This window comes from Paenibacillus sp. FSL H7-0735, from assembly GCF_038008505.1.
Taxonomy (GTDB): Bacteria; Bacillota; Bacilli; order Paenibacillales; family Paenibacillaceae; genus Paenibacillus_AQ; species Paenibacillus_AQ odorifer.
On sequence record NZ_JBBOZH010000002.1, the window covers coordinates 687,663 to 708,525 of the forward strand.

Annotated in this window: 21 protein-coding genes; 6 read left to right on the top strand and 15 right to left on the bottom strand. The window is 45.1% G+C overall.

Annotation, left to right across the window (positions count from 1 at the left end; genetic code table 11):
* The first annotated feature begins 108 nt into the window (after nucleotides 1–108).
* The gene (locus tag NSS82_RS30560; protein WP_036685520.1) at nucleotides 109–345 is read left to right on the top strand and encodes a small acid-soluble spore protein SspI; all 237 of its coding nucleotides are present in this window, start codon (nucleotides 109–111) and stop codon (nucleotides 343–345) included.
* Nucleotides 346–445: 100 nt separating this feature from the next.
* On the opposite strand, the gene NSS82_RS30565 is transcribed toward NSS82_RS30560, so the two are convergent.
* From NSS82_RS30565 to NSS82_RS30610, 10 genes are all read right to left on the bottom strand, one after another.
* On the bottom strand, nucleotides 446–2,044 hold the full coding sequence (locus NSS82_RS30565) for a peptide chain release factor 3 (RefSeq protein ID WP_036685523.1): 1,599 nt from the start codon (nucleotides 2,042–2,044) through the stop codon (nucleotides 446–448).
* Nucleotides 2,045–2,600: 556 nt separating this feature from the next.
* Nucleotides 2,601–4,151, bottom strand: a complete 1,551-nt coding sequence (zwf, locus tag NSS82_RS30570) for a glucose-6-phosphate dehydrogenase (RefSeq protein WP_076272253.1) — start codon at nucleotides 4,149–4,151, stop codon at nucleotides 2,601–2,603.
* 205 nt (nucleotides 4,152–4,356) lie between these two features.
* On the bottom strand, nucleotides 4,357–5,172 hold the full coding sequence (locus NSS82_RS30575; protein ID WP_076272252.1) for a YwmB family TATA-box binding protein: 816 nt from the start codon (nucleotides 5,170–5,172) through the stop codon (nucleotides 4,357–4,359).
* A gap of 192 nt (nucleotides 5,173–5,364) precedes the next feature.
* Entirely contained in the window at nucleotides 5,365–6,018 is a 654-nt protein-coding gene (locus tag NSS82_RS30580) for a response regulator (protein WP_036685532.1), read from the bottom strand.
* Between the two features lie 18 nt (nucleotides 6,019–6,036).
* The gene (locus NSS82_RS30585; RefSeq protein WP_036685535.1) at nucleotides 6,037–7,071 is read right to left on the bottom strand and encodes a sensor histidine kinase; all 1,035 of its coding nucleotides are present in this window, start codon (nucleotides 7,069–7,071) and stop codon (nucleotides 6,037–6,039) included.
* 30 nt (nucleotides 7,072–7,101) lie between these two features.
* Nucleotides 7,102–7,749 (bottom strand): cell wall-active antibiotics response protein LiaF, encoded by a 648-nt coding sequence (gene liaF, locus NSS82_RS30590; protein WP_036685537.1) that lies wholly within the window; start codon nucleotides 7,747–7,749, stop codon nucleotides 7,102–7,104.
* 194 nt (nucleotides 7,750–7,943) lie between these two features.
* Complete coding sequence (locus NSS82_RS30595) at nucleotides 7,944–8,648, bottom strand: PspA/IM30 family protein (protein ID WP_036685540.1); 705 nt, start codon at nucleotides 8,646–8,648, stop codon at nucleotides 7,944–7,946.
* 3 nt (nucleotides 8,649–8,651) lie between these two features.
* Nucleotides 8,652–9,119, bottom strand: a complete 468-nt coding sequence (locus NSS82_RS30600; RefSeq protein WP_036685653.1) for a PspC domain-containing protein — start codon at nucleotides 9,117–9,119, stop codon at nucleotides 8,652–8,654.
* A 4-nt stretch (nucleotides 9,120–9,123) separates the two neighbouring features.
* A complete protein-coding gene (locus tag NSS82_RS30605) occupies nucleotides 9,124–9,801 on the bottom strand; it encodes a PspA/IM30 family protein (protein ID WP_036685541.1) in 678 nt (225 codons plus the stop codon).
* A gap of 44 nt (nucleotides 9,802–9,845) precedes the next feature.
* On the bottom strand, nucleotides 9,846–10,151 hold the full coding sequence (locus NSS82_RS30610; RefSeq protein ID WP_036685544.1) for a LiaF transmembrane domain-containing protein: 306 nt from the start codon (nucleotides 10,149–10,151) through the stop codon (nucleotides 9,846–9,848).
* A gap of 417 nt (nucleotides 10,152–10,568) precedes the next feature.
* On the opposite strand from NSS82_RS30610, the gene NSS82_RS30615 reads away from it, so the two are divergent.
* The 5 genes from NSS82_RS30615 to NSS82_RS30635 all read left to right on the top strand — a co-directional run bounded on the left by NSS82_RS30615 (nucleotide 10,569) and on the right by NSS82_RS30635 (nucleotide 15,623).
* Entirely contained in the window at nucleotides 10,569–11,252 is a 684-nt protein-coding gene (locus NSS82_RS30615) for a response regulator transcription factor (protein ID WP_076272251.1), read from the top strand.
* Nucleotides 11,249–11,722, top strand: coding sequence for a hypothetical protein (locus tag NSS82_RS30620; RefSeq protein WP_256718388.1), 474 nt, complete (start codon nucleotides 11,249–11,251; stop codon nucleotides 11,720–11,722). The genes NSS82_RS30615 and NSS82_RS30620 overlap by 4 nt, the downstream gene beginning before the upstream one ends.
* Entirely contained in the window at nucleotides 11,683–12,291 is a 609-nt protein-coding gene (locus tag NSS82_RS30625; protein ID WP_256718387.1) for a sensor histidine kinase, read from the top strand. Before NSS82_RS30620 ends, NSS82_RS30625 begins: the two co-directional genes overlap by 40 nt.
* Before the next feature lie 102 nt (nucleotides 12,292–12,393).
* Nucleotides 12,394–13,092, top strand: coding sequence for an ABC transporter ATP-binding protein (locus NSS82_RS30630; protein WP_036685550.1), 699 nt, complete (start codon nucleotides 12,394–12,396; stop codon nucleotides 13,090–13,092).
* On the top strand, nucleotides 13,089–15,623 hold the full coding sequence (locus NSS82_RS30635) for an ABC transporter permease (protein ID WP_076272250.1): 2,535 nt from the start codon (nucleotides 13,089–13,091) through the stop codon (nucleotides 15,621–15,623). The genes NSS82_RS30630 and NSS82_RS30635 overlap by 4 nt, the downstream gene beginning before the upstream one ends.
* Nucleotides 15,624–15,712: 89 nt before the next feature.
* Here the strand turns inward: NSS82_RS30635 and NSS82_RS30640 are convergent, their stop codons facing one another.
* The 5 genes from NSS82_RS30640 to NSS82_RS30660 all read right to left on the bottom strand — a co-directional run bounded on the left by NSS82_RS30640 (nucleotide 15,713) and on the right by NSS82_RS30660 (nucleotide 20,846).
* Nucleotides 15,713–16,543 carry a MetQ/NlpA family ABC transporter substrate-binding protein gene (locus tag NSS82_RS30640; RefSeq protein ID WP_036685556.1) on the bottom strand — a complete coding sequence of 277 codons (831 nt, stop codon included), beginning with the start codon at nucleotides 16,541–16,543 and terminating at the stop codon, nucleotides 15,713–15,715.
* A 42-nt stretch (nucleotides 16,544–16,585) separates the two neighbouring features.
* Complete coding sequence (locus NSS82_RS30645) at nucleotides 16,586–17,248, bottom strand: methionine ABC transporter permease (protein WP_036685560.1); 663 nt, start codon at nucleotides 17,246–17,248, stop codon at nucleotides 16,586–16,588.
* Nucleotides 17,241–18,002, bottom strand: coding sequence for a methionine ABC transporter ATP-binding protein (locus NSS82_RS30650; protein WP_081386567.1), 762 nt, complete (start codon nucleotides 18,000–18,002; stop codon nucleotides 17,241–17,243). Before NSS82_RS30650 ends, NSS82_RS30645 begins: the two co-directional genes overlap by 8 nt.
* Before the next feature lie 486 nt (nucleotides 18,003–18,488).
* Complete coding sequence (locus NSS82_RS30655) at nucleotides 18,489–19,886, bottom strand: ADP-ribosylglycohydrolase family protein (RefSeq protein ID WP_076272249.1); 1,398 nt, start codon at nucleotides 19,884–19,886, stop codon at nucleotides 18,489–18,491.
* Nucleotides 19,887–19,889: 3 nt separating this feature from the next.
* Nucleotides 19,890–20,846, bottom strand: a complete 957-nt coding sequence (locus NSS82_RS30660; RefSeq protein ID WP_076272248.1) for a nucleoside hydrolase — start codon at nucleotides 20,844–20,846, stop codon at nucleotides 19,890–19,892.
* Nucleotides 20,847–20,863 lie beyond the last annotated feature (17 nt).

Genomic DNA, 20,863 nt, shown 5'->3' on the forward strand with positions numbered 1-20,863 from the left:
AAACTTATACTATCTTATATTTGGACAAAAACTTGAATTTCCAGCTCCTTTGCAGGGCACATTATAACGAGGTCAATATCACTATATTTTCAAAAAAGGAGGTACATTATGCCCGTTACCATTGACTTGCGCCAGGCGATTCTTCATAAAGTGCACGGTCAATCTGAAGAGGATTTACGTCACATGATTGAAGGCTCTGTGGACGGTCCGGAGGCAGCACTCCCGGGACTTGGCGCCGTGTTCGAAATGATCTGGAAGGATTTAGACCCCGCTAAGCAAGATAGGTTGGTTACCATGCTACATGATCACCTGGAGACCATTACCCCTGGGAATATCACATCGTAAACTGACCGCAACTAGTCAAAAACCTCCGCTCACCATGGTGTAACTTCACCTATGGAGGCGGAGGTTTTATTTTAACATTCAGCAAGTTATAGCGTCCTAATTATAGTAATGCTTTTGGAGCCATTTCCAGGAATTTAGCTGTCGGGTTCTTATCCATCGCTGTCCGCATAGCATATTCGTTCTCGAACAACACGACAAAATTGCCCTTCTTATCCGTCACCAACGTTGAGTTGATTCTGAATTTGCTCGCATCCGGCTTAGTATCATCTACGATCCAACGTGCAAACTGGTATGGCATTCTCTGCAACTGAACATCCACACCATATTCACCCTTCATGCGATACTCAAACACTTCAAACTGCAGTTGTCCAACTACACCAAGCAAAATATCGTCAAAGTTGACCGTGCGGAACACCTGGATCATGCCCTCTTCAGTCAGCTGATCGACACCCTTCTGGAACTGCTTCGATTTCAACGCATTTTTAATACTCACTTTAGCAAAAATCTCTGGTGAGAACGTTGGCAGCTCATCGAATTCCATATCTCCTGCTTGGCTCAATGTATCACCAATTCTAAAAATACCTGGATCAAACAGACCGATGATATCTCCCGGATAAGCTTCCTCTACGATATCGCGGTCTTGCGCCAAAAATTGCTGCGGTTGCGCCAGCTTGATATCTTTACCGGCACGTACATGCTTCACGCTCATACCCCGTTCGAATTTCCCGGACACAATACGCAGAAAAGCAATCCGGTCACGGTGAGCCGGGTTCATATTCGCTTGAATTTTGAACACATAACCAGTGAATTTCTCATTCGTTGGTTCTACTACCCCTGTAGTACTGCGGCGTGGCTCAGGCTTCGGTGCCAGATCCAAGAAATTATCAAGGAAAGTCTGAACGCCAAAATTGTTGATCGCACTGCCAAAGAACACAGGTGTGAGTTCACCACTTAATACTTTTTCATAGTCAAAAGCATCGCCTGCTACATCCAGCAGCTCCAGATCCTGACACAGTTGATCATGCAGATACTCTCCAGCCATTTCGCGAATGATTGGATCACGGTATCCGTCAACTTTTTGAACCTTGATTATGGAGTGATCGTCACCTTGGAACAGCTCTACCTGATTTTTCATCCGGTCATATACGCCGCATAGCTCACGTCCACTACCGATCGGCCAGTTCATTGGCACAGAACGAATACCAAGAACCTGCTCCAGCTCTTCCATCAGATCAAACGGGCTACGTCCTTCACGGTCCAGCTTGTTAATAAAGGTGAAAATCGGAATGCCCCGTTTAGCACATACCTGAAACAGTTTGGTAGTTTGGGCTTCCACACCTTTTGCCACGTCAATAAGCATGACCGCACTATCCGCTGCAGTTAGGGTACGATAGGTGTCCTCACTGAAGTCTTGGTGACCCGGTGTATCCAAAATGTTCACGCGATGATTCAAATAATCAAACTGCATTACGGAAGACGTTACAGAAATCCCCCGCTGCTTCTCAATTTCCATCCAGTCACTCGTCGCATGTTTATTCGCTTTACGGGCCTTAACCGTTCCCGCCAGACGGATCGCGCCACCGAATAACAGCAGTTTCTCCGTTAAAGTTGTTTTACCCGCATCCGGGTGGGAAATGATCGCAAAGGTTCTGCGTCTATCCACTTCCTTTTGCAGCTTCTGATCTATTGCTTTGTTCATTACACATATCCCTTCATATATAAAATTCCTGCTTCTGCTTCAATTACACTGGGGTTCATCAAATCGGTGCTCTGCTCATTGTTCATACCCCTTCATTTCTGAATGAATAGCTCTTAGGTCTAGCTCCAGTCCGCTTCAAGTGAAAGCATCCTCTAAAGTATATCAAAATCCGGCAGACATTATCTACTAAAAAGCACGTGCCGCAAAATATCTCCCGAATGGTCTGGATTATGATCCCCACATATCATTGCTCAAAAAAATAGATGTATTTCCTACACTTACTTGAAGTATTAGCATTTTCATTAGCCTTTAGTTGCATTTGATGCAATTAAAATTAAGTTGTGCACGCTTTTCTGCCTTATCCGGTGATTATAGTTGCAGAAAATACATCTAAAAGACTAATCACAACGAGATAAGCGATTTTAATTGTACAAAGTGCAGTTATTAGAAAAGTGCCCAGATCCCCCAAACACCGTCTGAAGTCCAATCTTTTAGATCTTAGCATTACAAAAAATCTCCCTGCATCCTCTGCAGGGAGATAGCATTAACTCAAGGTTTAGTTATTCTTCAGCCAAACCACATTATCTTCATCTTGGCCGTTTACAGGCCACCAATGGAAACCTTCTTTAGCAAGCAGTTCATCTGCTTCCACTGGACCCCAAGAGCCAGCAGGATAAGAAGATAAGTCGCTAGACTCTTCGCTCCATGCTTTCGCAATACGATCCACGAACGACCATGCCGAGGATACCTCATCCCAACGAGTGAAATAAGTTGAATCTCCGCGTGCCGCATCATGTAGCAAGCGCTCATATGCTTCCGGAGAATTGATTCCAACCAGGCAGCTCTGACAGAAGTCCATAGCCAGCGGTTGAATCTCAGACTCGGAACCCGGTTTCTTGGCATTAATCTTTACGTAAATGCCTTCCATTGGGTTCACACGGATTACAAGGAGGTTAGGCTCAAGTTTATGCTTTTGTCCCAAATAAACGTTGGTTGGCATACCTTTGAACTCAACTACCACTTCCGTCGTCTTCACCGGGAGACGTTTACCTGTACGGATGTAGAAAGGAACTCCAGCCCAGCGGAAGTTATCTACAAATACACGGGCAGCAAAATACGTCTCTGTATTCGACTCAGGATCAACCTTATCTTCCTGACGGTAAGCAGGAAGGGTTTTGCCTTGGTGTAAGCCTTGAGTATATTGTGCTCTTACGACATTCTCACGAACCTCATCAGATGTCGCATAAGGACGAAGGGAACGAAGTACCTTCACTTTCTCATCACGAATATCTTCTGCGAGCAGACGGCTTGGTGGTTCCATAGCAATCATAGTCAGCAGTTGCAGTATATGATTCTGGCCCATGTCCCGTAAGGCTCCCGCATGGTCATAGTAACCACCGCGTTCTTCTACACCTACGGTTTCGCCAAGTGTAATTTGAATATTGGCAATATGTTTATTATTCCAGAGCGGTTCGAAAAAAGCATTAGCAAAACGAATCACTTCGATATTCTGTACCATTTCTTTACCAAGATAGTGGTCAATCCGGTAAATTTCCTCTTCTTTGAAGACCTGACGAATCTGTTCGTTCAGCTGTTCAGCCGACTCCAGATTATAGCCAAAAGGCTTCTCAATTACGAGGCGATTCCAACCCGTACTATCCAGCATCCCGCCAGCTTTAAGGTTGAAGGAGACACTGCCGAATAATTCAGGCGCCAGCGCAAGATAGAACATCCGATTGCCCGGAATACTGAATTTCTCTTCAAGAACTTCAGTTTGTGCTCTTAGCTCGCGGAAACCATCAATATTGTTTATGTCCAGAGATTTGTATTCGAAATGCTGTACAAATTCATTCCATTCGCTCTCTTCTCCCGCTTTGTAACGGCAGAATTCAAGGATGGATTCCTTCACATCACTTCTAAATTCTTCCTGAGTACGCGGGCGCCGCGCCACGCCAATTACCGCAAAATCTTGTGCCAGCTTACCTTCACGGTACAAGCTGTAAATCGCCGGGAAAAGCTTACGCCGGGCTAAGTCTCCGGTTGCCCCAAAGATAAAAAAGACAGCACCGGGTGTGTGCAGTGCATCAAGGGTTTGATTTTCAGCCATGGCTCCTCATCTTTCTGTATGTAATATAGTTTATTGACATGCTCAGCGTCGATACTAACATAAGGTGAATAACGACGTTATGTCATTTTAGCATATTCCTAAAAAGGATGCTATCACATTCCTGACAAATACTCTCGGGATTTCGCAAATTTCAATTAATATTTCTTATTATTAACTATATCTGCGCTTATATAAGAGAAAAATGTCAATATTCGATGGTTATTAAAGGAAAGCCTATAGTTACGCGGTTTGTCCCCTTCTGATCTTCATGATGCACTGCGATTTGGGCAGAAACTGACTGATTTCCACTCATCACAGAGCGATTCAAATTAGGAATCGAATACGTACGGCTAACCGTTGAGATATCCTTGTAGCTTTCTCCTCCGGTCACAGCTTCAAACCGGTCATGCATCAATGACTCCGTCTGTGCTAGAACTTTTTCAGGTGCTCCCTGTTCTTGCGCGCTTCCTTGAAGGGATACATTCCATTCGGCCTTAATTTTATTCTGTTCAAGAATCATACTTACTTCACGAGCAGCCGCTTGAAAGCCAGCTTCATTTTGCAGATCAGCCGTATCTAACGTTACAATCACATAACTGTTTCCTGCACTAAGCTCACTCCAAAATAAGGAGAGCCGCGATTCATATGGTTTTACAGCTTCTGTACGATAAGTCATATGTCCATCTTCCTCAGTACCTGACGGTACATTCAATCCGAGACTTGTGCTTAACTTAGCAACTTCGGCAGACAGATCCGCGTAATTGCTGCTTTCTCCCTGCCACTTTAACACTAGACGCAGCGGTGAACCAGAAACCGTCGTTTCTTTTCCAAGATCTATTAAACTCCCAAGAGCATGATTTAGTTCGGCTCCTGTTGAAGCTTGGTTAACGCCCTCATCAAGAACGGTTGAATTCGCTTTAACACTTTGCAGATTAACTAGCAGAGCCGCAGCGCAGCACACGATTATCATTATAAAAAAAGTCCCTTTTTTTGTTCCGTTGTTCAGCTTCATCTTCCGCATATGTCATTCTCCCTTCGAACCTCTCTAGCAATCTACTAGACAGTATGTTCGAATTAGGAGATTCTATACCTGAAATATTCCCACAAAGAGAGGGATTTGTTTCAATGCGTACTCAGATACTTTGCGGAGGCCCCAAAACTACTTTCTTATATTATAAAAAAAGACTGAAGCAGAGGCTTCAGTCCTTTGTTGTTATTCAGCTAGTCCATTTTTATATGCATAAATTGCTGCTTGGGTCCGGTCTTCCACGCCCAGCTTCGCGAGAATATTCGTTACATGAAATTTCACAGTTTTGATTCCAATAATTAGTTGATCAGCAATATCCTGATTCGATTTACCCTGCGCCAACAGACGTAATACTTCCATCTCGCGCTCCGTAAGCTCTTTATAAGCAGGTGATTCTCCTTTTGCATTGTTTCGAAAACGGTTCATCATTTTAGAGGCCACCTGTGACTCGAGCACGGACTGTCCTCTTGCCGCAGCGCGGATCGCATCCGCCACTTCACTAGCCCGCGAAGTCTTCAGCAGATAACTAAAGGCACCCGCTTCAATAACAGGATACATCTTTTCATCATCCAAATAGCTTGTAAGAACAATAACTTTGATCTCTGGGTATTGCTTCATCAGCTGTTTAGTCGTTTCTATGCCATCCATCCCATCCATTACGAGATCCATTAAGACCACATCGGGATTGTACTCTTGAGCCAGCCGAATACCTTCTTCTCCACTTCCAGCCTCACCTACGACCTCAATTCCATCCTCGGTACCTAAAACAGCTGCTAGCCCGATCCGTACCATCTCATGATCATCTACGAGTAGTACTTTAATTGCTTCCTCCATCTCCATGGTTACTCTTTCCTCCTATTATTCATTGACTAACGGAACGGTAATTTCAATACGCATCCCTTTACCCGGAGCGGTAATGAACTGAATGGAGCCTCCGATTTCATTAATCCGCTCCTGCATGTTCGACAAACCATAGGAAGCTTGTTTGGTGTCGTCCATCTCAAAGCCGATCCCATCATCACGCAACGTCAAGCGAACTGTATCTCCCCGTCTATGCAGCCGGATTTCTATTTTTTCTGCTTTCGCATGACGAAGTGTATTAGAAATCGCCTCTTGGACGATACGGAACAAGTGATTCTCTACCCCTTTTAACAGCTGCACATCAGGGTCCATCTCAAATACAATTTCGATTGGAACCTTGACCTTAAGCTCCTTGATCAATTCCTGCAGACCTTGTTCGAGTCCCTTTCCTTCCAAATAAACAGGTCTCAAATGCAACAGCAACGCCCTCATCTCCGATTGGGCTACGGCAGACATTTCTTCTATAAGCGCAATTTGCCGCTGGGCTTTATCGAAATCTTTCTCCAACGTCCGGCCTACCGCCGTGGCAGTCATGGAGATTGCAAATAGCTGCTGGGAAACAGCGTCGTGCAGTTCACGCGCAAGCCGCTGCCGTTCCTCCATAATAGCAGATACCCGCGCCTGCTCCGCAAGCTTCGCGTTATTCGTGGACAACCGCTGCAGCGTCGTCACTTGATTCTCCCATTTGCCGCTAATCCGGCCAAGCTGTTCTCCGAGCCTTCCCAGCTCATCATCACCTAGATCCGGCATGGACAGCGTCAAATTTCCCTTTTCCCATAATACGAGGGTCTGCCTAAGACGTTCCAACTGTCGCTTCACACGGAAGCTCTGATAAAAGCCATAACCAATCCCAAAACCCATAGGCAGAAGAATTAGGGTGACGGCTGTCCGCACGCCAAATTTCCAGCTTTCAAAAGGCTTCAAATAGCCATATGTATACATGACATACATTATCACAAGCAGCATGACAAAAGAGAACAGAGCCCCCTCACCCATGCTGCGTGATATCATGTTTTTGTTCTTTTTTTCCATACGGGGACTCTCCCTTCTCTATCAAGCTTATCAGGATAAACGTACATCTAGATCTCCCATTAAATAAGAAACACTAAATTTCACTTTGTATTCACTGCTGTCATAATTGGCTGATTTCCAATTCAGACGGTTTAACATTCCTGTATCCCGCTGGTTGCCGAATTCAATGGACCCAAAGAGCACAAAAGCTTCAATTTCCACGCCGTAATCATCGGACAGGTTAATGTCCATATCGCCAAAAATCCCTTGAAACAGCATGACCGTTTCCTTATGATCCGCCATAGCTAATGAAAGATCCACATCGGCCTCACCCAGTACATGCCAAGAGCTAAGGCTGTGCATCACCCAAGGTGAGCGGTCCCAGTCAAATCTGGATGAAAAGTTCTGCTTCTGCATAAACCCTTCCTTGCGCTGCACTCTTTTGGATTTGGTGAAAAACATCCCAAGTGAGATTAAGCAAATCCCCAGCACGAGCACCAAATGGTCCAGCAAAAGCAATACAGCACCTATCCCGAGCAGTTTATAGCCCTGCTTTACTTTGCCTGATGTCGTACGGTAGACGCCCAGCAGCAGGAACAGAAGCGCGACAATGGAGAAAAAGCCGAGCCATCTACCAAAAATCATCATGCAGCCAACAGCAATCAGTCCGATGGCAATCAAACGGTTTCGTTTATCCATTCCGCACCTCCTAAAAGTTTTGCGAAGCAAAACTCATTTTATAATATCGGATAGATATCCGTCACTATGAGGAATATTATCACCGTTAAATATTATAGCTAGCCGCTATAAAAGCCATATCGGTATGGAGATCCATACCGTATGGCTTCTTCTTGTCCAGCATATCATATCCGTCCAAGTTTTAGGAACAGGATTTATTGTTCTTTTTTGTTTAGAGAAGGAGCCGCAGGTGTATCGTTCAGCTTGTTTTTCAGTAGCGCCAATTGCTCATCCACTTTCAGTTGCTTCTCAACATCAACGGGTTTGCTATAAGCAGCAGATGGGCTGTAAGGTGCACGCATTACATCTGCTTCAGCCTCAAGCTGCATAATTTTCTCTTCCATCCGGTGGAATCCGAGTGATGCACTGCCACTTTCAATGGAATGTACACTGCTGATTTGCGACATTTGTTTTTTGGCTTTAGCCATTTGAGCACGGGATACAAGCTCGTTACGTTTGTTGCGCAGCTTGTAGAACTCATCCTTCATGTCATGCAGTTGTTGCACCAATTCCTTAGCGTGTACTTCAGCTTGTGCGTGAAGATCACTGTATTCCACTTGCTTTTGGTCAAAGTAGATTTTTTCTTCCAACAGCTTGCGAGTTACTTCTTCTTGGCCATTTTTCAGTGCCAGTTCAGCTTGTGATCCACGTTGTGCAGACATTTTTGCTGCTTCTTCCACACGTTGCTTCATACGGCGTTCGTTAGCCATTTGTTTAGCAACTGTTACTTCCGCTTCGTGAATCTCAGCCTCCATATCGCGCAGATATTGGTTAAGCATTACGATTGGGTCCTCTACCTTATCCAACAAGTCATTTACCGACGCTTTAGTCATATCTTTAATTCTTTGAAATACTCCCATGATTTACAATTCCCCTTTCTCATATTTAGACAGTTTTTGTTTGAGTTCTTCTACTTCTTTTTGCAAAGCCTTCTTCTCAATATCCTTCATCATCGCATCCAAACCGGAGTCCGGTGCCGAATAAGCGTTGTTCTTCTCAAAATTAGGATTGTAATTTGGCTGGCGTCCATAAGGTCCATATCCGCCAGTAGCTTGTGGTCCGTGTCCATGTTCCGGTCTGCCTGAGTAGGGTCCGCCGTATGGGCCACCCGGTGCCCCAGGCCCTGGTCCAAAAGGATTATAATGCGTCGGTTCCTTAGGAATGACCATTGCTGCAATGAAGTATACCGGAATCACCGCACCACCTGTGAACGGAATGCTGACCAGTAATAGAATCCGGAATAACGTGGAATCAATACCGAGTGTCTCAGATAATCCACCTGCAAGACCCGTCATCACTTTATCTCTAGTTGAACGATACAATCGACTCATAGCGTTACTCCTTTCCACCATTGTTCAGTTTCTCCTTTAGGCGAGCCATTTCTCTTTCGAGTACGGTCGCTACGGTCTCACCCGCTTGCACCGCATATTCCTGTCCCATGCGCCGCAAATCACGCAAGCTCTTTGCTTCTAATTCCCAATCCGACATCTGATCCTCCAGACGTCCGAACATTTTGGGAACATCACCACCATTGCCATAAGCACTGGCTCTTTGATTCATGCGTTGCTGCAATCGCAGCGACTCCATTCGTGCCGAATAATACTGACGTTTGCTGTACACCGTTTGATACTCTATTTTCAGCTCATTCAGCTGTGCTTCAAGTTCAAACAAGGATTGCTTGCTCTGTTCTAACAGCCCGCTGTATTGCTCCAGTTTTTCCTCGTGAATGATCTTTTCTTGTAAAGCCAGCTTCGCGAGATGATCCTCGCCTGCTTTCAGTGCCAACAACGCCTGTTCTTCACGTTTGTTTCTCATGGCAGTTGCTTGGTTCACTTGCTGCTGCAATTGCTTCGTGTGGGAAGCATATTGCTGGTACAGCCTTTCAGCTTCACTGATTTCCTCACGGGTTGAATGTAGAAATTGATCAATTAGTTTCACGGGATCTTGGCTTTGCTCCAGACGTTCGTTTAGATTAGCTACAGTAATATCCCTCATGCGACGAAAAACACTCATGATCTCCTGCTCCCTCCCTGCTTCTTGTTTAAGTACATTGCTTCTTAATAAGTACCATTATTACTTCTGCCCTTTAATGCTGATACGCCCCAGACGATCAACGCCACTCCTAGAAGTGGTCCAATGATCCAGGAAAGCTTCGCGATCAGGGACATCACACCAATGAACATCAGTACCCAACCGATAATCTTGCGTCCGCTCTTAATCCCGTAGTACCCGAGAACAACCAGCAATACCGGGAAAAGTAATCTGAACATTCCGTGGATCAGAGGAAGCGCAATGCCGAGCAGCATAACCGCACCAATCACAATCAGTACAACCGCTAATCCGTTTCCTTGTCTTCTTTGCATTTTTTCTCACCGCCTTTCGTTGTCCTTAACCTTATAGCCTTATTCTAGGGTAAATCGCAGACTTTCAAAACAGACCAACGACGGTTTTTCGTACTGGACCTTAGTCGAGGTAGCTGTACGACTACAGACCACTGTTGGGCTAGTTGTAGGTCATAACCAACCTTTTCACATATAAAAAGGGGATGCGCCCCCATCGAAAATTGAAAGGACACCACCCTACATAGGTGATGTCCTTTTGAACTTTCCTTTATGGTTTAACTATGTGGCTCTTTATCAAAAAACCTCGCTCCGTAATCTTTCAATAATAGTCTTCTTAGATATGAAGCCCACTTTCAAGTGCCTACTAAATAAAAATCTCGCTTTCGAATAAATCCCGAGAATGTATAATGATCAAATAAGAAACAAAGGAGAATTACTATGAACATACTGATCGTTGAGGACGACCGTAGTTTAAATAAAGGGATCGCTCTCACTCTTTCTCAAAACAATGTTGTGATCCATCAAGCCTACGATATTGCCGCGGCGGAGCATATCTTCGCAGTTAACCCTATTGATCTCATCATTCTGGACATCAATCTGCCAGACGGCAGTGGGCTGGATTATTGCGAGCAACTTCGCAAGACCTCACGCGTACCCATTATTTTCCTCACCGCCAATGATATGGAGTCCGACATTATCACCGGTTTTGCATTGGGGGGCGATGACTATATCACCAAACCATTCAGCCTAATGGTGCTTCGCGCCAGAGTAATGGCAGTACTCAGAAGAACGGAATCGCAAGGGACTGGAAAAATAACATTGGGTCCGTTAGAACTCGATTTTGAGAAACTGGAGTACAACAAAAACAAACAATCGCTCCAGCTGAGCAAAACTGAGCAAAAGCTGCTGCGGCTGCTGGTGACGAATACGGGCAATATTTTGACCCGAGAACAGCTGATAGACAAGATCTGGAGCAAGGATGCCGAATTTGTGGATGAAAACGCATTGACAGTAGCCATCAAACGGCTGCGTGCTAAACTTGAGGATGACCCGGCAGCGCCTAAATATATCAAGACCATTTACGGACTTGGATACATGTGGACTGAAGGGCAAAAACCATGAAAACCAATAGCCCACCTGCTAATTTCAAGCAAATTCATAGGCTCTTTTTACTGATCATCCTTATACTAGTGGCCTGTTTTATCGGCAGTATAATGTTTCTGTACGGGTTCGACCCCACTCTGCTCCAACTGACTTCTCTATTCATCATCTGTCTATTAGCAACAGGAGCCGTATGGGTCTGGTTATGGAACCGCCAGATCGCAAACTATATACAGACCTTGGATACAGCGATTGAGCGGGCAATACATGACCAGCCGCCACTCACTAACTATGAAGAAACCGCTCTGTCTTCGATGGAACATAAACTAAAGCGGTATATAGGGATGGCTAAGGCGAATGAACTAAATATTCAAACAGAGAAAAACAAAATAAAAGAGCTGATCTCGGATATCTCCCATCAAACCAAGACCCCCCTCTCTAATATCATGGTATGGTATTCAGTCAGTTGCTGGAAGAGATGCCCGGACTAAATGAGAATGTCCGGCACTACATACAGCATATTAAAGCGCAGTCAGATAAGTTGGATTGGCTAATCCAGTCTCTAATCAAATTATCACGTTTGGAAACAGGAATGATCTCCCTACAGCAGATTGAGGCGAAACCGCTCATACAAACTCTGACGCAGGCTTTATCCCAGATTTATGCACAAGCGGAAAACAAACAAATTACGATCAATATTGACTGCGGGACACACATCTTAGCCTGCCACGATGTCAAATGGACAAGTGAAGCGCTATTCAACCTGCTCGAGAATGCTGTGAAGTACACGCCGCATAGCGGACAAATCTCCGTTCTTGCTGAAAGCAATGAGATGTTCACCTGTATTCACCTTACCGATACTGGGCTTGGAATCCCCAACGAAGAAATCCCTCACATCTTTAAGCGGTTTTACCGAGGGAAGCAAGCGCGTGAATTCGAAGGGGTCGGCATCGGGTTGTTTTTGTCCAGAGAGATTATCACGGCGCAAGGCGGCCATATCAACGTCATTTCTGAAACTGGAAAAGGTACAACTTTCTCTGTTTACCTGCCCCAGCGCTGAAATAGAATGTGTCATTATGGTCAGAATTCAGACACTCTCCTGTCAGATTGATTTGCTACCCTTAAATTATGGACAAACAGATCTCATTGGAGGGGAAGAGTTATGCCGATTCTACAGACTGAAAATTTAAAAAAACACTATGGAAAGGTGGGCTCAAGCGTTAAGGCTTTGGACGGCATATCACTGTCAGTGGAAAAAGGGGAGTTTGTCGCCATTGTCGGCACTAGCGGCAGCGGCAAAAGCACCCTTCTTCATATGCTTGGCGGATTAGATCGGGCAACAGAGGGCAAGGTTTACGTGGACGGGAATGATATTTTTGCGATGAGTGATGAGAAGCTGACCATTTTTCGGCGCAGATCGGTTGGGTTTGTTTTTCAGAACTATAATTTGGTACCCATACTAAATGTGCGGGAGAATATTGTGCTGCCTATTGAACTGGACGGTGGCAAAGTTGACGAAACTTATCTTGATCTGATCATCCGCACTTTAGGCTTGCAGGAAAAGATGAATACTCTACCTTCTAATCTGTCTGGCGGACAGCAGCAACGGGTGGCAATAGCCAGAGCATTGGCGACCAAACCTTCAATCATCTTAGCAGATGAACCTACAGGTAATCTGGACAGCAAAACAAGCCAAGAAGTGCTGATTTTACTTAAACAGATGAGCGAAAAATTCAACCAAACCATTGTGATGATCACACACAATGAACAAATCGCTCAAACTGCTGACCGTATTATCCGTATTGAAGATGGCATCATTTTCACTGGACAACCCCGTAGCTCCGGAGTGAGCCAGCCATGATCAGCACGAATAACCATAAGACTATTGCTACTTTAGCCAAAAAAAGCCTCAAAGCCAACCGTGCTCGCAATTTCACTATCATCTGTGCCATCGTACTGACTACGCTTTTGATCACCACCGTGTTTACCTTGGCGCTCAGTATTAACAAATCGATGCAACGCGCACAAATGCAGACTACTGGCAGCGATTATCATGGAAGCTTCAAATATCTGAATCCTGCCGAGTTGGAGAAGCTGAAGAATCACCCATCCATCAAAGAGTATGGCGTTTTTCTTAAGGTTGGCGATATAAGCACCAGTCTGTTCAAGAATAACCGGGTAGAGGTCCTTCGAATTGACGAGAATTATGCCAAACACGGATTTATCAACTTTATAGCTGGCGGACTGCCCTCCCAAGAGAATGAAATCGTCCTAAATACTTGGGCGCTTGACTTGCTTGGAGCAAAACATGAGTTAGGCCAGACTGTGAAGCTGGATATAGACATTGGTGAAAAAGTCATAAGCCAAGACTTTAAGCTCTCCGGGTATTACGAAACCGATCAAAATTTGGCGATGTCAGGATTAGCTTTTGTATCCGAAGCATTTACACAGAAGAACATTTCCCATATTGACCCGGATATCTCTGAGGCAACGGGTTCTTATGTAAACACCGCAGGTCTAGGGGTGATGTTTAACAATTCTTATAATATTGAACAGAAGGTACAAAAGATTTTGACGGACACCGGCCTGGATGTACCTTATGGTGTCAATCCGGCTTATACAAGTGTGTCTCTCTCCGATAATCTAATGAATATCATTCCTTATGCAGTTGTCATTCTTATCACCATGCTGAGCGGCTATTTACTAATCTACAATATCTTTTTTATTTCCGTCGTGCGGGATGTCAAATTTTATGGCCTGCTAAAGACCATCGGTACCACACCCCGACAACTAAAAAAGATCATCTCCATTCAGGCCCGCTCACTTTATCTAGTCGCATTGCCTTTTGGATTGGGGTTGGGATATCTGCTAGGTCTGCTGATTCTCCCTATGACCTCCTCATTTTTAAACGGTTCTACTGATAATGTCTATTCTGCTAGCCCGTGGATATTTATTGGTGCAGCAGCATTCTCGTTTATGACCGTATGGATCGCCGCAAGCAAACCGGGCCGGATGGCTTCGCGAACCTCGCCGGTAGAGGCTGTAAAATTTGCCGGAGTCAGCAGCGGCGGAAAACGGAACGCCAAAAAATCAAAACATGGCGCAAAACTTCACAACATGGCGTTCTCCAACCTGTTCAGAAGCAAAAAGAAGCTGATCCTGATGCTCTCTTCACTCTCCTTGAGTATCATCTTGTTCAGTACCATTTTCACAGTAATTTCCTCACTGGATGTGAACAAATATCTGGCTTCCTTTATCTCCGGTGATTTTTTGGTTCAGAATGAAGTGTTAGTCAGTATTACAGGGCCTCGAGACGGTGATCCATACAAGCTTTCAGAGGATTTCGCCAACAATCTAAGTAAAATTGACGGTGTAGAAAGTGTTGATAAGGTTTACCACAGATATGTTCCATCTCCTGTCGATGATGCTGTCCGGGCTATTTTGGAGCCAATGGCAGCTGCTGATCCACATCCCTATCTTCTCTCCACTTTAGATAAGAGGGGGGTGATCTACAATAATTTATATGGATTAGATCCGGGCTGGTTTGATCTTGTGGACAAGGATATTATTGAAGGGGAGTTTAACAGGCAGAAGTTTGCTTCAGGAAAATATGCGGTCATAGCTGAGGCCATGTTTATAGAAGAAGATAGCTACCGCGCCTATTATCATCCTGGAGATACAGTCACTTTCGAGAAGTCGGGTAAATCTTATGAAGTGATGGCAGTAGTAAAAAATGATGCAGTATATGCTGCCACAACAAAATCTTTCTCTTTGTTAGGGTACAACGTCTTCCTCCCTGCTTCGGAGCTGCAGAAGGAAATGCCGCAAGGTACAGATCGAGCCAATATTGTTTCAGCCACACTACATGTCGATCCAGCTAAAATGGATTTAGTAGAACATGCAGCCAAGGCTCTAACAGATTCGACAAATGAATTATCCTTGAAATCTAGGGAGGATTATAAAGATGAGCTCGGTGGATTCATTCGCATTTTTCAAACCGTGGGGTATGGGCTTAGCCTGGTCATTGCTCTAATCGGGGTGCTGAATTATATCAACACTGTACTCACCGGGGTAGTCTCACGCCGCAGTGAATTTGCCATGCTGGAGAGTATTGGCATGACCAAAAAGCAGCTAAAACGTATGCTGATCCTTGAAGGATTATACACCGTTTTGCTAACCGTCCTCATAACCTCAACATTAGGTGTATTGCTGACCTATAACCTTTCCAAAAGCATCACGGAAAATATGGCCTTTATGGTATTTCAGATGAGTTGGCTGCCGTTTATCCTCACCGTTCCTATTTTGTTAATTCTCGCTTACACAGTGACACTGAGAGCCTATAAAACGTTATCCCAAGCATCCATAGTGGAACGGCTGAGAGAAGCCGAGTAATGTAAGACACACCTAAATAGTCCTATTACAAAAAGGGCAGCCCGGTAAATATCGCCGGGCTGCCCTTTTTTTATAGATCCATATTCAGCTTATTTAAACGCAGGCAACGCAATATCCGCGTAATTATCCTCAAGGAACTTCTTCACTTCAGGACCGCTGATCCGTTTAGCCAGCTTTTGAATGGCGTCAGAATCCTTGTTGTCTTCACGTGCCACCAAAGTAATTGTGAATTCGGAATCTTCGCCTTCCGTAATCAGCGCATCTTTCTTCGGTGTCAATCCTAGTGGGCTCGCATAAGCCGGAGTCATGGCTACTAAATCGCCATCATCAAGCATACGGGCCAGCATTAGGAGATCGACTTCTTCAAACTTGAATTTTTTTGGATTCTCAGTAATGTCTGCTTGTGTGGCTTGAATGCCTACGCCTTCTTTTAGCTTAATAAGATCAGCTGCAGCGAACATTTGCAATGAACGACCGATGTTAGATGGATCATTAGCCATTACAAGCGTAGCCCCTTCAGGAAGATCAGCTATAGTCTTGTAACGTTTGGAGTATCCGCCATAAATAGCGTCATAGACAGGCTGTACCTCTACCAGATTAGAGCCTTTGCTTTCATTATATTGCTTCATATAAGGAACGTGTTGGAAAAAGTTAGCGTCTACCTCTTTATTAGCTAAAGCCTCATTAGGCTGCACATTGTCAGAGAGAACAACGATCTCCAGATCAATGCCATCTTCCTTAAGGAGCGGCTTCACAATATCCAGAATTTCTGTCATAGGTGGGATCAGTGTAGCGATCTTTAATTTGGTTAACTCATCATTACTACCTTTTGCAGCATTATTCTCGGCTGCTTTATTAGAGCCACAACCCGCTACGACCAATACCATTAATGTAAGCACAAGTATCATTGATTTTTTCATTAGTACTACTAACCCCCAGTTTATATATTGAACTATTTTGTATTAACGCTTATCCAACAGCCTTGCGATAGTCCCCCCAGTGAACTGAACCAATTGGACCAATACAATCATCACTAGAATGGCATAGATCATCACTTCCGTCTCAAAACGCTGATAACCATAACGGATAGCGAAATCACCAACCCCTCCCCCACCAACAACTCCCATCACGGTCGAGAAGGAGATAAAACTAATTGTAGAAGTAGTAAGTCCAAGGACTAGACCCGAACGAGCTTCCACGTACAAAAATTTAAAGATCAAGCCCAGCTTCGAGGCTCCCATCGATAATGCTGCTTCAATGACCCCTTTAGGAACCTCCAGCAACGACTGCTCCACTAACCGAGCATAATAGGCAATAGCGATTATAGATAATGGAACCGCTGCTGCAATCGTCCCAATGGCGGTCCCGACCAGGAAACGAGTGACTGGAATTAGCGCAACGACCAGCAGCAGGAACGGAAACGAGCGGATAATATTAACGATACTGTTGAGCACCAGAGACAACGTTGTATTCTCATAAAGCTGCCCTTTTCGGAAAAAAAACAACAAGGTGCCCAGCGGAAGCCCCAGCAGTACTGCCGCCCCAACAGAAATACCAACCATCACAAAGGTTTCACCGATCGAATCCCACATCTGTGCCTGATATTGAAGTACACTGTCAAACATGACCTTCCCCCGCTTTACCAAGAATCTGATCGCGGTATGTCCCGGTGCTGGCTGCTGCTGGACGGAATTCACCGTCTTCACGAGAGAATGAATCTACAATGCGCCCTTTTTCCATCACCGATACATGAGTACATATGCTTTTGACAACATCCATCTCATGCGTAACAATCACAACCGTTACTCCAAGACTTGAATTCACATGCTTCAGCACGTTCAAGACATCAGTAGTGGTTCCTGGGTCCAGAGAGGACGTTGGCTCGTCACATAGCAATATTCCCGGACTGTTCACTAGCGCGCGGGCAATCGCAACACGCTGACGTTGTCCTCCGCTGAGCTGTGCCGGATATTGTTTTGCCTTATCTGCCAGTCCAACAAAATCCAGACACTCCTTCACACGTTTCATTCGTTCATGCTTTGGGACATCTGCCAGCTCCAGCGGGATCGAAACATTCCGCTCTACTGTGACGTTATAAACAAGATTAAATTGTTGAAAGATCATTCCAATCTTTTGCCTTGCTTTACGCAGTGCTTTACTAGGCATTTCGGTCAGGTTGTGGCCATCTACAGTAACCGTTCCCTGATCCGGCTGTTCCAGAAGATTCATCAGTCGCAGCAGCGTAGATTTCCCCGCACCACTCTCACCAATGATCCCGTGAATGGATCCCTGCTTTATCTCCAGCGATACCTCATCCACAGCCTGATAGATGCCTTCCTTAAGCTTGAACCCTTTACTTACCCGACTCAGCGACAGTATTAGAAGCTCCCCCTTCCTTTCCCTTATATAATGAACCTCCATGAAGTGAGACATTGTATTACAATTTTCTAAAATCTGTTTTATTAAAAATCTCCTTAAATAATAAGACATTTCTTCTGCTGTGTCATCATTTTTATTTAAATGATATACCAGGAAGTTTGATAAAAACCTAAAAACCCTTTATACCGGGCTCTTTTTACACATTTATTAACAAAATAAAAAGGGTTAGCAAAGGTAATCCTTCCCTCTTGAAATCATGATTCTCCTATTGCCCCACCACAAAACGCTCCACTGTTAATATAGCCATATTTAGTTTTTTTAAGTGTATGAAATGCAGTTAAAGCTACATTTGGTTCGTTGGAGTGTGATTTAAAGACCTGCTGTTACGCAAAAAAGGATGTCTAAGCCGGTAGCTTAAGACATCCCATAATTCATATAGTAATCCCTGAATCCCTGATCTATCGAGTCCCATACTCGCTAAATCTTTTATCCCTTTTCGCCAAGCTCTCCGCGAATCTTCAAGAACACTTGGTAGCTGCGTTCCGCACATTCCGAAATCGCTATCGGATGAAATCCGGGCAGATCCGCATATAACGTATCGTGAAGCGGTTCAATCCACGAAGCCGGCAACTTACTTGCTCCAAGCTTCGCTCCCATAATTGAGCCCACAGTTGCCCCGTTACAGTCTGTATCCATTCCACCGTATACGGAAGTGACGACTGTTTTTTCAAAATCATTCCCGCCATAAACAAGCGACGCGGCTACAAGAGCAGCATTATTATTTGTATGGACCGCATCATAGTGGCTAAAAGTATCCCAAATGTTACGAACCAAGTCCCGCTCGCTTTTGGCCTTCTGCGCAATATCTATCCCCCGCAAAACATCACTGGCAAGACGACTGGTACGCGGAATCTCGCTAAGGCCAATCTCTAGGATCCGTTCATTATCCTTCTCTGCAAAAGCTGCCGATATCATCGCCGCATTAAACATCTCACCGTAGATGCCATTTTTCACATGTGAAAATGAAGCATCACGCCAGCCTAATTCTGCCGCAAGCTCAGGATAACCTGCTGCACCATAAGCCAGTCCATCTGCGCGTATAGCGGCACCAATCCACTCGCGGTAAGGGTTTAAGTGCATCCGCACTCTTTCCTGCCGCACCAGCCAATCCGCAGGCTTCTCGCCATGCAGATGAGAGGTCTCCTGCGCAAAATTCATATATGACTGTGTCTCCGCCGTGCACACCTGACTATATGTTAAATGTGTATGCCACAGCTTTCCGATATCCCAAGAATCCCAGTTCAGACCTTTCTGTTCCAGCAGCATAAGACCCAGGACAGTGTAACGAATATCGTCATCGCTTTCCATATACTTGATCGTCTCGCGGGTACTGGCATGTGTCCATTCGCTTAAGCCAAGACCATATTCAGCCTCTGCCCGTGAATGCCCAGGCGTATAGCCAGTAATTGGCCAGGCGTCCGCACCCTGAAACCATAGCTCAATATTCTCCCAGCCCGGACGGCCATCTTTCCCATAGAGATAGTCCCAATACTCCAGCGGTTTCCCGAGTGCGCAGCCGACACTTCTACCGAGCCAGGCTCCATAGAACTTATCTCTCCATTCCGCTTCGCTCCAGTCCGCCTCAAGCTTACGTGGGCCTTCTGGACGTAGTTGACGAATCTCCTCCAGAGAGGATGGCTCTTGATACGGAAAATCCTCACTGATCGTAAGCTCCATTAGCTCATTGTATACCTGCATCAGCTTGAGCTCATCAGCACCAGCAGCCGCTAGCTTATCCGCGAACCCATCAATCTCGCAACCTTCTTCTCCACGCTGAGCAATTTCAAACTGCACGGTCTCTTGAAGTCTCTCCCATCCTGCCATAGGCTACTTCCCTTCAGCCGCTAGCAGCAGCTCTTGATCAAGCTTTTCCAGTGAATCAAAGATCAGCTTCATAAATGCTTCCCGGTCAACTCCCACCAATACTTGCACATTCGCTGGACGATCCGTCTTCTTCCGTCTGTCTGCAACTGTCATTCCCCGCGTCAGCTTGCCTTCTGTCTCCACCGTTACATATAGATGCTCAAATTCAAATAGTTCCGGATGCAGCAGCCAGGCAACAGCACATGGATCATGCAGCGCACTGCCGACATAGCCCATTTTTTTACCGTAAATCGAATAGAAATCCAGCAATTCTCCGACCATTGTAGACACTGGTCCCCGCTCTTTCAATGCTAGGATCTCATCTTCAAAAATAGCAGCCTTATCGGTCACATCCAGACCACTCATTATGATCGGAATCCCCGACTCAAACACAATACGGGCTGCTTCAGGATCTACATAGATATTAAACTCCGCAGTAGAGGTGACATTCCCATAAGAGATACCTCCGCCCATTAGTGAGATTTTTTCAATTCTGTCTTTAATCTCTGGATAAGCCGTGATTAGCAGTGCGATATTTGTTAAAGGAGCCATCGGCACAAGCGTAATCTTCTCCTCTGAAGAACGGATGATATTCAGCATAAACTCCACAGCACCCTGCTCTACAGGGCGGAATTTACTTGGGGGCAAAAGCGGCCCATCCATGCCCGATTCACCATGCGCTTCCTCACCTGTAACAAGCTTGCCGAACAGTGGGCCAGCAGCCCCCTTAGCTACAGGAATGTCAGCATTCACGAAGCTGATCACCTTCAGGGCGTTTTCCGTGATTTTATCTAAAATTTGGTTTCCACCAACCGTTGTAATCCCGCGCAGATCTAACTTCTCCGAATTTGCTATGGCAAGCAGTATCGCTATTGCGTCATCATGCCCTGGATCGCAGTCAATAATAATAGGTGTTGGCATAGTTACTCACTCCTTGT

Bases quoted from the DNA above. Each gene is read 5' to 3' on its own strand.
- NSS82_RS30660 (WP_076272248.1), bottom strand. From the start codon at position 20,846: ATGCCAACACCTATTATTATTGACTGCGATCCAGGGCATGATGACGCA.
- NSS82_RS30640 (WP_036685556.1), bottom strand. From the start codon at position 16,543: ATGAAAAAATCAATGATACTTGTGCTTACATTAATGGTATTGGTCGTA.
- NSS82_RS30620 (WP_256718388.1), top strand. From the start codon at position 11,249: ATGAAAACCAATAGCCCACCTGCTAATTTCAAGCAAATTCATAGGCTC.
- NSS82_RS30595 (WP_036685540.1), bottom strand. From the start codon at position 8,648: ATGGGAGTATTTCAAAGAATTAAAGATATGACTAAAGCGTCGGTAAAT.
- zwf (WP_076272253.1), bottom strand. From the start codon at position 4,151: ATGGCTGAAAATCAAACCCTTGATGCACTGCACACACCCGGTGCTGTC.
- NSS82_RS30565 (WP_036685523.1), bottom strand. From the start codon at position 2,044: ATGAACAAAGCAATAGATCAGAAGCTGCAAAAGGAAGTGGATAGACGC.
- NSS82_RS30610 (WP_036685544.1), bottom strand. From the start codon at position 10,151: ATGCAAAGAAGACAAGGAAACGGATTAGCGGTTGTACTGATTGTGATT.
- liaF (WP_036685537.1), bottom strand. From the start codon at position 7,749: ATGGATAAACGAAACCGTTTGATTGCCATCGGACTGATTGCTGTTGGC.
- NSS82_RS30585 (WP_036685535.1), bottom strand. From the start codon at position 7,071: ATGGAAAAAAAGAACAAAAACATGATATCACGCAGCATGGGTGAGGGG.
- NSS82_RS30655 (WP_076272249.1), bottom strand. From the start codon at position 19,886: ATGGCAGGATGGGAGAGACTTCAAGAGACCGTGCAGTTTGAAATTGCT.
- NSS82_RS30635 (WP_076272250.1), top strand. From the start codon at position 13,089: ATGATCAGCACGAATAACCATAAGACTATTGCTACTTTAGCCAAAAAA.
- NSS82_RS30625 (WP_256718387.1), top strand. From the start codon at position 11,683: ATGGTATTCAGTCAGTTGCTGGAAGAGATGCCCGGACTAAATGAGAAT.
- NSS82_RS30600 (WP_036685653.1), bottom strand. From the start codon at position 9,119: ATGAGTCGATTGTATCGTTCAACTAGAGATAAAGTGATGACGGGTCTT.
- NSS82_RS30645 (WP_036685560.1), bottom strand. From the start codon at position 17,248: ATGTTTGACAGTGTACTTCAATATCAGGCACAGATGTGGGATTCGATC.
- NSS82_RS30605 (WP_036685541.1), bottom strand. From the start codon at position 9,801: ATGAGTGTTTTTCGTCGCATGAGGGATATTACTGTAGCTAATCTAAAC.
- NSS82_RS30630 (WP_036685550.1), top strand. From the start codon at position 12,394: ATGCCGATTCTACAGACTGAAAATTTAAAAAAACACTATGGAAAGGTG.
- NSS82_RS30580 (WP_036685532.1), bottom strand. From the start codon at position 6,018: ATGGAGATGGAGGAAGCAATTAAAGTACTACTCGTAGATGATCATGAG.
- NSS82_RS30615 (WP_076272251.1), top strand. From the start codon at position 10,569: ATGAACATACTGATCGTTGAGGACGACCGTAGTTTAAATAAAGGGATC.
- NSS82_RS30575 (WP_076272252.1), bottom strand. From the start codon at position 5,172: ATGCGGAAGATGAAGCTGAACAACGGAACAAAAAAAGGGACTTTTTTT.
- NSS82_RS30560 (WP_036685520.1), top strand. From the start codon at position 109: ATGCCCGTTACCATTGACTTGCGCCAGGCGATTCTTCATAAAGTGCAC.